Annotated in this window: 9 protein-coding genes; all 9 read right to left on the minus strand. The window is 52.1% G+C overall.

Annotated elements, in window-relative coordinates; all coding sequences use genetic code 11:
- Window positions 1-45: 45 nt before the first annotated feature.
- A complete protein-coding gene (locus SLIP_RS11500; RefSeq protein ID WP_013176457.1) occupies window positions 46-1,662 on the minus strand; it encodes a CTP synthase in 1,617 nt (538 codons plus the stop codon).
- An 85-nt stretch (window positions 1,663-1,747) separates the two neighbouring features.
- Window positions 1,748-2,383: an MBL fold metallo-hydrolase gene (locus tag SLIP_RS11505; RefSeq protein ID WP_013176458.1), complete on the minus strand. Its 636-nt coding sequence runs from the start codon at window positions 2,381-2,383 to the stop codon at window positions 1,748-1,750.
- Between the two features lie 11 nt (window positions 2,384-2,394).
- Window positions 2,395-2,607 (minus strand): DNA-directed RNA polymerase subunit delta, encoded by a 213-nt coding sequence (rpoE, locus tag SLIP_RS11510; RefSeq protein ID WP_013176459.1) that lies wholly within the window; start codon window positions 2,605-2,607, stop codon window positions 2,395-2,397.
- Between the two features lie 12 nt (window positions 2,608-2,619).
- A complete protein-coding gene (gene argS, locus SLIP_RS11515; RefSeq protein ID WP_013176460.1) occupies window positions 2,620-4,299 on the minus strand; it encodes an arginine--tRNA ligase in 1,680 nt (559 codons plus the stop codon).
- A gap of 59 nt (window positions 4,300-4,358) precedes the next feature.
- Window positions 4,359-4,835, minus strand: a complete 477-nt coding sequence (locus SLIP_RS11520) for a hypothetical protein (RefSeq protein ID WP_013176461.1) — start codon at window positions 4,833-4,835, stop codon at window positions 4,359-4,361.
- A 1-nt stretch (window position 4,836) separates the two neighbouring features.
- Window positions 4,837-6,360, minus strand: coding sequence for a M1 family metallopeptidase (locus SLIP_RS11525; protein WP_013176462.1), 1,524 nt, complete (start codon window positions 6,358-6,360; stop codon window positions 4,837-4,839).
- Between the two features lie 26 nt (window positions 6,361-6,386).
- Window positions 6,387-7,913 carry an S-layer homology domain-containing protein gene (locus SLIP_RS11530; RefSeq protein WP_041433085.1) on the minus strand — a complete coding sequence of 509 codons (1,527 nt, stop codon included), beginning with the start codon at window positions 7,911-7,913 and terminating at the stop codon, window positions 6,387-6,389.
- The gene (locus tag SLIP_RS11535; protein WP_013176464.1) at window positions 7,882-10,359 is read right to left on the minus strand and encodes an S-layer homology domain-containing protein; all 2,478 of its coding nucleotides are present in this window, start codon (window positions 10,357-10,359) and stop codon (window positions 7,882-7,884) included. The genes SLIP_RS11530 and SLIP_RS11535 overlap by 32 nt, the downstream gene beginning before the upstream one ends.
- 12 nt (window positions 10,360-10,371) lie before the next feature.
- Window positions 10,372-16,047 (minus strand): IPT/TIG domain-containing protein, encoded by a 5,676-nt coding sequence (locus SLIP_RS11540; RefSeq protein WP_041433091.1) that lies wholly within the window; start codon window positions 16,045-16,047, stop codon window positions 10,372-10,374.
- Window positions 16,048-16,414: the final 367 nt, after the last annotated feature.

Raw genomic sequence — 16,414 nt, forward strand, 5'->3', positions numbered from 1 at the left:
CTTATAAGGTGGGCACAGTGTCATAAGATGCTGTCTATGATATGATCACGGCTCGTACTTCTTTTGACTCTTCAGGGCATAAGCTGCTTGAATAAAATCCCGAAACAGGGGATGAGGCCGGTTTGGCCGGGACTTGAATTCAGGATGGAATTGACAAGCCACAAACCACGGGTGATCCCTCAATTCAATGATTTCCACAAGATCCCTAGCTACCGAAATCCCGCTAATTACCAGACCCTTTTCTTCTAATGCCTCTCGATACCGGTTATTAAACTCATACCGGTGACGGTGTCTTTCAACTACCTGGTCTACCTGGTAGGCGAGATGGGCTTTAGTTCCCTTCACCAACTGGCACAAATACCCCCCTAAGCGCATGGTTCCCCCTTTGGCATGAACCTCTTTTTGCTCCGGCAAAAGATCTATCACCGGGTAAGGCGTATCAGGAGCGAACTCGGAACTATGAGCACCCGCCATATTACAGACATTCCGGGCAAACTCGATGACGGCGCACTGCATGCCCAGACATATTCCCAAAAGAGGAATCCGGTTTTCTCTCGCGAATTGGACCGCTTTTATTTTCCCTTCCACTCCTCTTTCTCCAAAACCGCCTGGAACGAGCACCGCATCTGCTTCTTTTAAGCAGCCGCAGCCCTTCTCTTCAATCTCCTCGGCGTAGACCCAGTTAACTTCCACGCCTAACTGGTGATATATACCGGCATGGTGTAAAGACTCGATAAGACTTAAGTAAGCATCCGGAAGCTGCACGTATTTGCCGACCAGAGCCACCCGCACCGACCCGCACGGGTTCTTAAGGCTACTTACCAACCGGCGCCATTCATCTAAGTCAGCCGGGGGACACGATAGCCCTAAACGTTTGAGAACGATGTCATCGAGTCCCTCTTCATGGAACATGAGCGGTAATTCGTAGATGGTCGACGCGTCTAGGGCCTCGATAACCGCTTCCTCGTCCACGTCGCAGAACAAGGCCAGTTTAGCCCTCATTTCTCGCGAAAGTTTTTTCTCCGTACGGCAGACGAGGATATCCGGCTGGATACCTATACTGCGGAGCTCCTTGACACTGTGTTGGCTCGGTTTGGTCTTAAGTTCCCCCGCGGCTTTGATAAAAGGAATGAGGGTAACGTGTATATATAGGATGTTTTCCTTGCCCACATCCTTTTTCAACTGGCGGATAGCCTCGAGAAAAGGCAGCGATTCTATATCCCCTACCGTGCCCCCAATCTCGGTTATGACCACATCGGGCGAACACTCTTTTGCTACTTGAATAACCCTTTCCTTTATTTCATTGGTAATATGGGGTATCACCTGAACGGTTTGTCCTAAGTAGTCTCCCCTTCTCTCCTTGTCAATCACGGCCTTATATATCTGGCCGGTCGTTACATTGGAATTACGGCTCAGGTTCTCGTCCACAAACCGTTCATAATGTCCTACGTCCAAATCGGTTTCCGCTCCATCCTCAGTCACAAAAACTTCTCCGTGCTGATAAGGACTCATCGTCCCCGGATCCACGTTGATGTAAGGATCGAACTTCTGGAGAGAAACCCGCAATCCCCGGCTTTTGAGCAGTCGACCGAGCGATGCGGCCGTAATTCCCTTCCCCAGCGATGATACTACTCCTCCTGTTACGAATATGAACTTGGTCAATTCCTGCTCCCCCTTTTTTTGACTCGCGACCCTCTCTACCGTCCTCCAAATCCAAAAGCAAGCGGGGTTTTGTTCCCCGCTTCCCTCATTTTTGGAAATAGTCCAGGACTGTAACTTGCTTTTCTCCCGTACGGTCTACGCCGGTTAACTCGAGATATGGTTTTTTTATAGCCTTAGCATAATTTTTCAAAAAACCCTCGACCGGTGCGATATTAATTTGGCAATGAGGGGTCTTGAAATGCATTGGCACCACTACCTGCGGATCAAGCTGGTTGACGACCTTAACCGCATCATCAGCATCGATGGTATAAGTCCCGCCTACCGGAACTAAGAGAACATCAACACTCCCTATCTCCTCAACCTGGGCAGGAGTCAGTACATGCCCCAGATCTCCCAGGTGAGCTATTTTGATGCCTTCCACTTCCAAGACAAAAACGGTATTCTTCCCCCGTTCCTTTCCTCCTGAACGGTCGTGGTAAGTGGCAACGCCTTTGATTTTGACGCCCTTAGCTGAATGTTCCCCTGGCCCCCGGACTACAAGGAAAGAACCCTTTACAGAGCCGACAGCGTTGTGATCATAGTGTTCGTGGCTGACGGTGACTATATCCGGCGTTACCTGAGGAATAGGGTAACCAACAGACTTATCGAACGGGTCTGTCAGAATTTTTACCCCGTTTCCTTCTATCAAAAAGCAGGCATGACCGTACCAAGTCAGCTTCATGGTTTTCCCTCCTATCTGACCTTCAATGCCCAGTATCCATCTCCCATATAACCAAACCGGTTATCGAGATTAATCTGGGTATAAACGGCGGCCATGTTGCGCGGGTTGATCTCCCGGTTCATAAACTGTAATACAGTTTCCACCAGTTCTCGGTAATACACAGGACCTTCCCGGTTTCGCAAAACCTCGTAAGCCCAATCTGCCTCGCTTTTCTTAGCGGTCAAAGCTAGTCCCCCCTACATCCTTTCCGGGGCCGAAACCCCCAAAACACCCAGAGAATTCTTGACGACTCGCCTTATAGCTTCCATCAATACCATTCGAGCGTCTCTCAGATTCTCCTCCTCGTTCAGCACCCGGTGATGGTTATAATAGCTATGGAACATCCCGGCCAAGTCCAGCACATAGCGGGCGATGCGGTGCGGGCTCAGGGTTGCTGCTGCCATTGATATCTCGTTAGGGAACTCAGCTACCTTGCGTAGCAATTCTAATTCCTCAGGTAGGCACAGAAGCCGCAGGTTAACTTCATCCGGATTCTTTAGAAGAATGCCAGCCCTCTCAGCTTGCCTCATAATGCTACAAATGCGGGCATGCGCGTACTGGACGTAGTAAACCGGGTTCTCCTGGCTCTGCTTTTGAGCCAGTTCCATGTCGAAGTCCAGGTGGCTGTCTGGACTTCGCATTACGAAAAAGAACCGGGCGGCGTCTTTCCCTACCTCTTCCAGCAGCTCGTCCAAGGTTACCAGAGTCCCCGTACGCTTAGACATCCGTACCAGTTCCCCTCCCCGGTACAACCTCACCAACTGCATCAGGATAACGTCTAACCGGTTCGGGTCATAGCCCAGGGCAGCGATAGCCGCTTTCATCCTCGCTACGTGCCCGTGGTGGTCTGCTCCCCACACGTTGATAACCCAGTCAAACCCTCGCTCAAACTTGTTCTTGTGGTAGGCTATGTCCGCAGCAAAATAAGTAGGAAGGCCATTTTTACGAATAACCACCTCGTCCTTTTCGCCAGAGTCTTCTCCTGCTCTAAACCACCAGGCCCCTTCCTTCAGGTACAAATACCCCTTAGTTTTCAATTCCTCAGTCACTTCTTCTATTTTACCAGAGTCGTGCAAACTCTGTTCACTGAACCAGACATCGTATCTTATACCGAAAGCCTCTAAAGAAGTTTTAATGCTTTCCAATTTCTCTTTCAGAGCAAATTCCGTGAGTTTCTGCCGTCTCTCGTATGGATTAGCCCCAACCAGATAGTCCCCGTATGCTTCTATGAAATGCCGAACCGTCTCTACGACATCCTGTCCTTCGTATCCACCTTCCGGGAATCGGAATTCACATCCACACAACTCCAAATACCGCGCTTCCAAGGACAGTCCAAACAGCTCAATCTGGTTCCCGGCATCATTTACGTAATACTCCCTCTCTACTTCGTATCCCGCCATGGACAAAATATTAGCCAGGCTATCCCCGATAGCCCCCCCGCGGGCGTTGCCCATGTGAAGATCTCCGGTAGGGTTGGCGCTGACGAACTCTACTTGAACCTTCTTCCCTACTGGCTTATGTTGCCCGTAACTCTCGCCGCTTTGCCAAACCACTCTAGGCACATCGAATAGCCAGTCTTCTTTAAGGAAAAAATTTATAAATCCTGCCCCTTTAACCTCCACCCTTGATATAAGGGGATCATTCTGGGGCAAGAGATCTATAATGGCCTGTCCTATCGCAACTGGGGACATGCGGGCCTGTCGAGCCAAGAGCATGGCTACATTACAGGCATAATCCCCGTGCTGTTTTTCGCGCGGAACTTCAATAACAAAGGCCGGTATCTCTTGGTAGTTAAATTTGCCTCCGGTTTTCGCTTTTTCGAGTGCTGTCACGATCTTCTGCCTCAGATCATCCTGAATCTTCTTTACCAAATCCATGCTGTAATGCCTCCCACAAACATTATTATATTATGGGGTTAAGCAAAGATTATATACAATTATTTCCCAGAATCCTCTGGGTAAACCCTGCCCCGGCATACCCCTTCGTTGTCGATTTCGTCAGTCACCATCAGATAAGGTTGCCCCGTCTTGACGGCGATTATCCATTTAATGCTGGTCATACGCGGGCATACGAACAGGGTACCTTCCCTTTTGGCCTGTCGGCAGTACTCCCGGTATGCACAAGTGCCGTTTGTGATGTAAACGTTTATTACACCATCTTCTTGTACAAATCGATAGTGGCTTTCTTTGAGAAACCCTTGTTTGCCCAACACCCTAACCCAAGCTTGCGCGTAGTCCGTCGCCTGATTCCCCCGGCTGTAATAGTCGCGCTCGAACTCGTAGTAAACCCGGCGAGATAAGCTCTCAATCACCCGCTCCAGCCACTGCTGCCCATCCGGCAACTCCGCAATTACTTCGCTAATGGCCAGGAAGAGCTTGTTGACCAAAGTATACATGAAAGCGAGGTTTTCCACACTAATCACCCCCTGTTTTGACTTTCACCACAGGGGCGGCTTTTTCCTGCCAGTCTCGAAACCACTGCGAGAAATACCGGGTCATGTCTTTTCCTGTCTCGTTCTGCACGGCTCTCAGAACATCTTCGCTGGTAGCAATTCCGTACCTGTTTTCGGCCAAATACCTTCGTAAGACCCCGACGACTTTGTCCGTCCCTATCTCCCCTTCCAACCCATTCCAGAAAGCCTCGCCTCCCCGGTAAGCAGAGTACAGGTAATCGCTTCTGGATCTCATTTCCGTCAGGGAACGGGAAAGGTCCGCTGCTTTGATTCCCGCAGATTGCTCGCTGCCGGTTTGCTTTCCTGTCCTCCTTAGACAAAGCCCTGCCGACCAATTGGCCAGGCCCTCGTCCAGCCAAGGCTCCCGCGATTGATCATTTCCAACAAGCCCAAACCACCATTGATGAGCAATCTCGTGAGCCAACAGGAACTCGCGTCTGCTCGGGGAATACGCTTTTGACAACACTTGATCTTGTAAAAAAATGACCCCTGAATACTCCATGCCCTGAAAACCGTCCATCGGCACTTGTATGATATCCAGTTCCTCATAAGGATAAGACCCAAATGTGCAGGCATAATACTCGAGTATCTTCTCTGCTTCACTCAAAACCTGCACTCCCGTGTCTTCGTACCCCGGATTTACATACACTCTGATCGGAATATTCATGGCCTTAGTGTCCAACTGCTGGTGACGCCAGGTTGCCGCGATTACAAAATCGCGGGCTCGGCTGGCCTCAATAAGAACCGTGTCCCTTCCTTCAGCTCCCGCTTCTCTCGCCAGCACATGACCGGTTGAAACCACCTGATACTCCGACGGAAGGTTCAACTTCACCAGGTAGTCTGCACAAGCAAAACAGAACGGATCCCCCAAAGGGGTCTCCTCGGCAAACCGCCATTCCCCTCCCTTTCTAACAGTGAGAACCGGGTAGAAGTTGCTCAACATGAACACCCCATCCCAGGCACCGAAGCGGTAGGCTGCTTGCGGTATTTTAACCTTCCACGCCATCTCGATCTTTACGGGTTGCCCGGGAGACAGGGCCTCTTCAAGCGTGAGTTTCAACTTCGTGCCCTGAACTTCATAGGAAGCAGGGATACCATCAGTCTTTACCTCGGTGACCCTTATATACCCGGGATCAAACCCGTTTTTGTATGCCGATGGGGGCGCAGGTGAAGAGGCTTTTTCCTCGAAAGCATTAGGATACAAGGTGAAGTACATCTCCGAAAGGGGGCCGTCCAGGTTGTTTTCGGTTTCGATAACACTAGTTCCATATAGTGTCAGTGTTGACACGTCCAGATAAAGGCCCATGTTGTAACGTGTTTCCTCGGTAGGAGGAAAAGTGTCGCCTCCTCGGCCGAATGCGTCTCCGTTTCCCCCTTTTAGCAGGCCTACGGCGTGATAAAGCCAATACTTCCAAACAAAAACAGCGGCACCCGTTATAAGCAGCACCGCGAGTATCATCAGGTAAAACCGCTTGTTTCGCACCATGTTGCCCCCACTCTCGTCCGGTTGTTTCAGCTGCGAGAGAATTCGTAGAGCCTGTCCCGGTAATCCTTGGAAAAATCGCGGTTCAGAAATTCCCTAAACCGGTCTAACATGGCTGCCATCTCTGCCCTGGTCACGATATCGTTGGGCCTGAAAAAGTTGGCTCCTGCCGCGGTTTCCCCGCCGATTATGCCGTATTCCTGCGCCACATAAACCGATTCTTTGGCCCAGAGCGGTATCAGCGCATCATCATAGAACCCGGTTGAGGTCTCGGGTCCTGGAGACAGGTTTTCTAGCCCCATGGCTTTTACCAGTAGCACAGCCGCTTCGGCCCTGGTTATATTATCGTTCAGCCCGAATATTTTGCCGTCTACGAGCCCCTTCTCGCCCGCAATCTGCACATACTTGAAGTAGGGGCTGCTGGAGTCAACATCATAGAAAAGCGGAGTTGTTGCCTGGTTTTTCGTTCTTCGAGTGCTTTTGGCCGTATTCTCTTCGCTGGCAGAGGTCATCCCTGCCACTGTGACCAAGGCTCTGATGAAATCTCCCCGACGGGCGGGAAGGTTTGGGTAGAAATAGGCGTTCTCCCCGTCTATAGCCCCCAGACCGCAAAGTGACTCCACTGCTTCTTTTGCCCAGTGGCCCCGTAGGTCCTTAAATTCCTTGATGAACAGCCGCTTCTGCTGGGCCGGAGAGGCTGAAGACAGTTCCAGGGTACCTTCGTTTCTCCGGTCGTCATCAATCCCCTCGCTCCCAGTGGACGGAAGGTCGTACTCAACCGTCATCACTTGTTGGGTGCGCGTCTCGTCAACGAAGCCTCCGTCAAAGCTCGAAAGTTCTGCCCCCTGGCTTACGTAGGCGAGGGAACGAGAGAGGGTATCGTTCATGGTTATGCGGGCTGAACCCTCCCAGCTATCTCCATCAGAAGGTTCTCCCTTGACCGATACATCTATAATGCGGGTATCTCCTTTCCCCCAAGCATTTGAGTACCCTTCGCTTTTCCCCGCAGACTCTACCGTGATTTGGTTCTTGCTGCCCCTTCCGGTTACATACACCTTTTTCATATACCAGTTCCCGGCCCAAAAATCAACCGCCGGCCGGTGGTCGATAGCCTGCGATCCTGAAAAGTAAAGCTTATCTTTATCCAATTTGTAGGTCGTCTTCCCCAGCGTGAGGCTTTCCGTATACCCGTCCAGGCTCATAACCTGGACCTCCTGGGCACCGCTACGTTGTACATTATACGTCAGTTTTACGTTGCGGGTCAGTTTTCCGTCTCCCCCGACTTGAACCAGCTTATAGGTAAGGGTGACCTGCCGACTGTCGCCCCGATCTCGACTGGTCTCCTTGACCGTTCCCTTGAATACCTGCGGAGTGCCAGCTACAAAAACTACTTCCTGGTATTCCTGCCCATCCGACACCCCGGGATCAAAACCGGTGAAGGCCAGACCCGCTCCTGCTGTACTGAGCACCATTGTCCCAGCTAAAAAAACCGCCAACACCGTTGCAAAGACACGCTTTCCCAGACTATTCCACCAGAATGGCTGCAGCATAGACATCCCTTTCCCCTCCTACCGACGCCCGTAGCAAGTAGACCGCATCCTTCGTAGCCAGTTTGGAAGCCGAGCCGCCTTGCCCTTTTTTCACGACTAAAGCATACTTCGTTTTCACCGTAAGATTATCGCTCTGGGCCACCCATTTCTCTGTGAAACCAGACCAGTTGGTCACGCTGCCGATGGTTATCGAACCAGAGTCGAGCGAAGTCACGGCGCCTTTTGTGATAATCTCATTTGAGAACTCTATCCCGTCTGCAACAAGTAAGGCTAATATCCGGTCTCCTTCCGCTATAAAGAGAATATCGTCTTCTTCGAGGTCCTCGTCGAGATTGTAGAACTCTTCGGCGTTCAGCTCCCGCACGGAAGACGACGTGGCAAGGACAATATAGGTCAAGGCATCGTAATAGTACTCGCGGTTGCTTCCCACGTAATCCCATTCGTTGTTCTCCAAGCAGTCGAGTGAGTCGATTTGAATCGAGCTCCGCGAAAGGACCTCATCCAGAACTCCTTTGCCGATTGTATAGCGGGCTTCCTCCGTTCCCTCGATCACAATGACCCTCGCTAATACAGAAGAGTTGTCTTTCCGTTCGGCCAGTACAGTCACCATATCCCCTGCCTGTACCATATCCGGATCCACCAAGCGGTTGTCTTCAACTGCTATGGTTGACTGGTCGTATTGGATCAAGGCCGGCTCATACTTTACGGTCATGCAATCACGGTAAGCATCTAGCTCCTCGACCTTCCCGTTTATCCGACGCTCGGAATCGCCTCTTACTACCAGCCGGACGATACGTTCTTCTCCTCCTTCGATGGAAGTAACGACAAAAGCATACCTGCCGCGATAAGCTTCAAGCTGGGCTGCGCTCAGCCGGTTGCTGCTGGCGAAGAGTTCGGCGCCGCTAGCCAGTTTCAAAGTCTTGGCTGCTGACGTTTCCTTTACCAGGTCGCCGTTTTCATACCGGTAGATATCCGTGAAACGTACGGTACTAAAAGCAGCTTTCACTTCGTCCAAATAACCGCGGTAAACCGCCAGGTCTCCTGCATCCTTGCGAACATCTACCCGGATCACATTGCCCTGACTATCAACTGTGAGCTTTAGATAGTCCCCGGTCTTGAGGGAATAGTAGGTGCTGACTACGCCGCCAACATAGTAGTCGGTCTCGCTTGTCAAGGAATAGGTATAAGGATTCCCGTTCTCATCCCGGATGCTGATCTCGCCTGCCGTTTTGGTAAAGAGCGTTCCGTAAACAACCCGCGTCCCGTTCACTTCACCGCTTGTCAGCGAATCCGGCAGGTCACCTCTTATCTCCGATACCTGGGAACCGCTAACCAGCATAACCACGGGCTGGCCTGGAACAAGGTCGTTCATCCTCGCCGGATACCCGCTAAGGCTGATCTTACATAAAGGACTTACTGCCAGTTCATAGCTTTTCCCGTCACTCGCGGTCGCCCGTACGATCCTTTTAACGCTATCCACATAATCCAGGTAGCCACTGACGGATGCTTCGGCTACCTGCCTTTTTTCTATATAAGCAACCAGGTTCTGCGGTGTCACCAGAACACTTACCTGATCCCCGCTCGTCAACAGACCCGAAAGACCTGTTTTCCCAGATGTTCGGTCATACACGAATACCTCTTTGTCACTTCCTGCAATCACGTAGAAGCTCAGCCCGTCGTTCTGGGCGACCTGAACATATGTATCTGCACTGTCGGCCTGACCGCCGCTCGAAACCCTGACCACCGTTCCGGAAAGCTCCTTGTATCCCTGTCCGGCCAGGATTATACGGCTGGCCTTGTCCAGGGCGGCAGCCAGTTCTCCCCGCCTTATGCTCGCTTGCGGATAGAACATCCCTGCATCCCTTCCGCTCATTATCCCTAATTTGACCACGGTTGCGCAGTAGGGGATACGCTCGGAGCTGAACCTTGCCCAATCCTGAAAAGAGTAAACCGGGTGCTGTTCGGAATCGTATACAGGAGCAAGCCCACTCATCCGGGCTATCCAGTAGGCTACTTCTTCCCTGGTGGCAGGGGCCTGCCAGTTGGCGCTTGCCCTTTCGGCCGGGGTTACGATGCCCATGTTTTGAGCAAGTCGGGTGTAGTTGGCTCCCCAAGGAGTTCGATAGCTGGCCATTTCCCCAGGTCCAACCGCCAGCTTCTGGGCTTCGCCTTCTTTTCCGGCCAGCCTCACAACCATTCCCAAGGCCTCTTCTTTGGTCGCATATGCCTCAGGGCGAAAGTCCGGCCCACTACTCCTCAATACCCCTAGCGCAGCCAGGCGGTAAATTGAGCTACGAGCCCAATGAGAAGCCACATCGGCAAAAGACAGATGGGAAATATCTGTTCCTGCCCCTAGCCTCCCGTAGTAGACATCCGCTGCCTCCGCCTTCAAGGGAAATACCAGGAACAGCATCAATATCAGAGTTATCCAACTAATCAAAAGTCGCTTCACTTTTCTCAGCCCTTACCCAAAAATGATGAAAAGGTTCGGCTGCGGCACCCGCACTTCTATCCTGCCGGTTAGGCTGCTTGCCACATCCGTGCAGTTCACCCACTCGAGACGCGGGTACGAGTAATACTCCGCCCGCGTCGGGCGACCGACCCCGCCTTCCACCTGCCAGACCACCCGCAGGCTGCCTGCCAGGGTTGAGGCCTGAACTTTCCTGGTTTTGGCCTCGAATCCGATCTCGACGGCGAACCCATCAAGAGGTCTCGAACCTGACCGATTGGCCTTAACCGATTCCAAAACCGCCGTACTTGTGGGATAGATGTAGATGAAGGCGTAACCTTCTCCCGTTCGGCTCCAAAAGTCCTGCATTTCCGATGTCTTTAATACTTTCAGAGGTACGGACAGGTTTATCCTGTCCCCGTTAATCCTCAGAGTTACATCAGGGTTCGTTCTAACCCCGACCAAGGGGATCATCAGCCGCAGCCGTTTTAGGGCTGCCTGCTCAGAGTCTAAGGTGACGTCGTAGTAGCTGCTTGACCAGGACGAAATCTCGTCCCCCACGATTATAACCAGGTCATCTTTCTCCCGGCTGATCCTAGTTGTGTTCTGTAATATTTCGGCCGTTTGTGGGCGGTTCTCGACATCATCGTCGGAAACGTAAATGGGATTCGATTTGCAAGCGATGAAATCGGAACAGCCGTACTGGTTGAAGGTCCTCATCCAGAAATAATAGCGCTTGCCGGGCTCGATGTCCTCGAACACGAACTCGGTTTTGTCAGTAGAAACCAGGAACTGTTTGGAGTTGGTGCTGGAACGGGTGTTTACATATATCTCGTAACTACTCGGCACCGAACTCGCCGACCAGAAAAGCTTGATAGCGCGCCGGTTCCACAATTCCCCGTCGAAATCCGACGGCGGAGGAGCTACCGTTTCCTCGAAAGTAAAACCGTTGGCCTTCAGGGCCTCGCCGTAGTCGGGAGCTGGGTTGCGCACCGACACGTCCACGGACCCCTTGGCATGTGAGGGAGTCACTACCGTAAGCTGGTCGTACCGGTCATAAGTTACTGAAGCCGCTTCCAACGTTCCGAAGAATACCCTGCATCCGGTGCGGAAGTTGTCTCCCTTTATTACTACAATCGTACCTCCCAGGGTTGTTCCGTGATCTGGGGTAATGCTGGTTATCGTTGGCTGCAGCTCAGGAGATACGTAGGTGAACCCTGACGGTTTTACCGCCGTCCCCTGGTCGGCTGTGTTGATTACCGATACATCCACCGCTGCCGTGGTCTGGTTGGCAGGCATGCTGTAAGCCGGAGTACGCACCACCAGTCTGTTTTCAGACTTTTCGATAATGGTAGCTTGGCCGGTCCCAAAGTATACCTCGACCTGATCCCGGAAGTTGGTACCGGTTATAGTCACGTTGGTGCCACCGTTAGCGCTCCCCTGAGATGGCTCGATTGAGCTTATCGTCGGCTCTACTACCGGTGATACATACTCTACCGTGCAGTCCGCCTGTCCCCCGTCCGGGTTACGGACCCGCAGTACCCGTTTTCCTATGAACTGGCCTGTGCTCAAAGGAGGAATTACTACCCTTATACGGGACGCATCCAGGACTTCGATGTTCGGGTATTCCGCCCCGTCGATAGTCGTCTTGCCGGTAGGAGTTACATCGGCGAGCGAAGTGAATGTCTGCCCGGTGGCATCGCTCAAAAGAACATCGCTACCGGCCCACTTTACCCCCTCCGCTTCAGATGGAACCACAAAACCGCTACCCGTGATCGTCGCCAGGCTAGGCCTGCTCTTTGGAAACTTAGACGGGTTCACACTGCTGATGGTGGGTTTGCTCACTTCGAAGGTGAAGCCCTTCTTCAGCGTATAGGTCCCGGTATCGGGATTGGTAATGGTTACGTCGACCGCCCCGCCCCCTGAATATAGCGGGGTTATTACCTTCAGTTGGGTACCCTGGCTCTTGGATAGAGTATCGTCCTTGACCACAGTTGCCTCTATTCCTCCGAAGGTTACCACGGGCCAATCCGTAATTACATTGTTCTCATCTCTGTTCACCCTGAAATCACGCCCGCGAATTATTACTTCCTGAGTTCCGGCCGCTGGTCCTTTATTAGGCTGAACTGCGGTTATGACCGGGCTGCTGGAAGGCGTAACATAGGTGAACGCCCCCAACGCACGAGCAGTTCCCCCGTCTGGGTTGACGATCATGATGTCTGCCGGTCCTGGGGTCTGCCCTGCAGGAAGAGCAGGCGTCTTGGCCCGGACCCGACACTTGCTCCAAATCCCAGCCCCGCTGTCGAAATGTACCAATTCGAGCTTTACTTCGCTGGCTAACTGGGTTCCTACATAAAGCTCGAGCCCTTCCCTAAAATCAGCCCCCTCTACCACTATGTCAGTACCGCCGTATACTGAGCCCCGCTCGGGATTAACCGCCTTTTGGTCCCCATCTATATCCTCGATAGTCGGGTTACTGGTAGGAAGCTGATACACAAACGGCTTAGCAGCGATGGCTTGGGCCGTATCCGGATTAATCACCTTGATGGCGTACTCGCCAGGAGAGGGCAGTTCCGGAACGATGAACTCGATAAGTTCAGGACTCTTTACATACACTGCCCCCATTACCTGCTGGTCGCTATTCCACGATGTAACAGCTGTCAAAAGCTGGTCCCCAAGAAATACCCTTGTTTCGGCTCCGACAACAAAGTCAGCCCCTTCAACCACAACTTTTGTCCCTTTCGTGCCGTGCGTCGGCGCAAACCTGTTTATAGTCGGGTTGGTGTAAACCGCGTGGTACCTGAACCCTTGAGCAACAGTCGCAACCCCTATACCGTTGGCGGAAACGTTTATCACCTGCACCGGCACCCAAACGTCGCTCCGCGTACCCGGGGGGGTGTGACAGGTGATGGTCTGCCCTGCCTGGCTTACCGTAATCGCACTGGCCAACTGCCCGTCAAAGGTTACTAGAGCCCCGTCTCTGAAGTTGCTGCCGTTTATAGTTACAACTTCCCCCCCCTGGATGTTCCCTTCATTCGGGGTTATAGTGTTGATCCTGGGGGCCAGCTGGGTGCTGGATTCAAGGTATTGGAACTTGTTCTGCCACAGAGCTATCCCGCCATCCGGGTTGATGACCCAAAAGTCCTGTTCTTTCGGCTCTCCCGGCGGTACCTCCAGGTATATGCGGTTGCCATTCGCACGGTCGTAGGGGGCAAGCTCTACCGCGTCCCGCATTACCCTGATTTCGAGTTCATCAAAGAAGGTAACGTTTTCACCAGGAAAAAGGCTATCGATAAGGTCGGTATAGAAGCGCTGGTTTTCTGTCTCGTCCTCGTAAACGTGACCTATTACCACATTATTTCCGATTTTCACCGCCGACCCGTACATAAAGTCTTTGCCTTCAACAGTCACAAAAACCCCGCCGGCAGGAGAGCTCACCGCCGGGCTGACTTTAGTAATCGTGGGGCTGCTGATGTATTCAAAGCCCTCCTCGAGAACATCTTCGCCACCATCCCAATTCACAACCCGCACGTCTACCCTCTCTCTCTTAGCATGGGCAGGTGCAAGTACGGAAACCTTTGCCTTCGGCCTCCCGTCCTCAACACCTCCGGGAACAATGTCTACTACGGTCCCCTTCGTTTCCCCGAAAAAGACGCTGAGCCCCTGGTAAAGGTCGAAGCCTTCAATCTCCACCTGGGTTCCGCCCGCAGTCGGGCCTTTGGTAGGTGTAATGCTCGTTATCTCTGGCACGCTTTTAACTCGCTGGTAGGTATAAGATTTTGACAAGACAGCCCTTTCAGCTACTGCCGGATCCTCGGGGATGACCAGCCGCTGCCCGCCGGTAAACATCTCTTCCGTTACGGTGACCACTACGTCCACCGTTTCCCCTAGGACCAAGGGATCAAGGTAGTGAGCGTTGGTGGTACCTTCCAAATACTGCACCCTCTGCCCGTCAGCCTGTATGAGCTCGGTGACCTTGGTTATCTTTACTGGCGTACCGCCGATCGTGACCGAGATGGTGCGGTAAACAACTACGTCAGTATATTCCAAATAGCTGTTCATCTTTTCGGTTATTACAAGGTTATTGTCCGAGGCCGGTTCAAACCCTGAAATGACGTAGGGGTTCGAGTTGTAGTCGGCCGAAATAAGTCGGCCGTTAGCATAGCGGAGGGAAGTAACAGGGTCGCTCGAACGGAAGCGGAAAAAGCTCCTTCCAGTCAGGGTCACGGTCTGCCCGCCTTCCTCGGGTCCACTGATCGGCATAATAGCAGTAAGCCGTAAAGCTTGGCCCTGGGTACTGTAATAAAAGCCGTTGGTCAGGGTGTCTTTGACGATGTCCGGTAGGTTTTTGTCTCGAACGGTCACGTCCACAGGTCCGGTATAATAGCCGTTGTTAGGCGAGCGCGGGGTTGAAACCTTAAGAACAACCGCATCTTCAGGGTATCCGGCTGGAAGCTCCTCGCTGGAAAGCAGCCTGGGGTTCGCGCCTAAACCTTCCCATTTGGGGTTCGCCGATGAAAATAACACCTCGGTGTCGGTATTGAACCCCCGCCCGATAACCATGATCTCGGTACCCCCCGCAGGAGTACCCACATTGGGAACTACCCCGAGTATCTCGAGCTCTCCTGGGGTCGGGAGAATGTTCACCGCTCCTGCATATATGGCCCCAGATTTTACCTTCCCTGTAGCCGGGTCCTTTATCTTAAAACGCAGGTCATGCTGGGTTTTGTCCGCGGAACTAGGGACAGTGACTACTATCTTTTTGCCCATCCCCACCTGCTCCACTGTCTTAACAGTCGCCTCGCCACCTGCGATTATGACAACGTTGTTAGCAGGAGTGCTTTCGAAATTCGAACCGGTAATCGCAATATCGATGCCCCTTATTAGAGCTGACGGGCTCGGATTAAAGCTGGTAGCCTCGGGGATACCGATGTTGGAGAGCCGCATTTCGCCCTGGGCGCCCTCGTAAGCATTAGAAAGCCCTCCGGCCGTGCTTTCCGCGGTAAAAATCAGGTCGTTGTTCTCCATAAGCGAATTCCAGGCAACGTATATGGCCCCCTCGCTGTCCCAGGAGATACCGCCCGCATAACCTGGTTCCTTTTTGTCTTCGTCGAGGTTACTGTATAAAATGGAATTGCCGCTCACAGCCGCACTTACCCTTATCTTCGATACCTTCTTCAAATAAGCCCCTTCAACCGCTACCCTCTTGACTGTAGACTGTATGATTGGCCTTCCATTCTGGTCAAACCCGCTCACTGTGATAAGGCTGTAGGGGTAAACGTTAGTAATAAAGGGATCATGGACATAGGTGAGCTTCTTCTGGGTATAGGTATAGGTGCGACCGTCGTTGGTTGTGATGGTAACTGCGAGTACCTGCTCCGTTTCCTTAGTCCCAAGAGTATAATAAGGAGCCCTCACGGTTATCTGGGTATCTGACCAGGTCTGAATGCGGTAAACGTTCATGGATACGGTATTGAACTCGAAGGTCACCTGGCAATCATTGCCGAAAGCGCCGAAGCCCGAGCCGTCGATTATTACTAAGGAACCGCCCGTAACGTCACTGGTTCCGTTGGCGTTTTTAATATCAGTCACGCTTATAGTGCTGGCTGCAAAGAGCGAACTAGGGAACAGCAATGACAGAAAAAACGTGATCAGTATAAAAAAAGCCCCTACCCGTCTCATTAGTTTCATTCGCTCCCCTTCCCGGTCCCGTAATACTGTTTCTGTTTACCTAACTAACAGAAACAGCCCCAGATAGAAATGGCTGCTGTACAGAGCAAAGCGGCACGCATCTCGAGAACATGCTCATCTTTTTAAATGCGGACCCCCGTGGGTTGATTGAAATTACCGTTACAATCGTCTGCTACCTCTTTATAAGATAAGCGGTGATAGACTAGTGTTGTTTTTCGAAAAGTTTTGGCTCGGATTTGAATCTCTTCAACTCCGAATTTTTTGCGTTTCCGCAGGCTAGCTCCTACTTTCTCGTTGAACGACACGTGTTCACTTCCCTGCTGTTCAACCCTAAAGCAAAAAGAGGGCACCTGTTGCCCTCTTTTCA

It is taken from the genome of Syntrophothermus lipocalidus DSM 12680 (genome assembly GCF_000092405.1).
Lineage (GTDB): Bacteria > Bacillota > Syntrophomonadia > Syntrophomonadales > Syntrophothermaceae > Syntrophothermus > Syntrophothermus lipocalidus.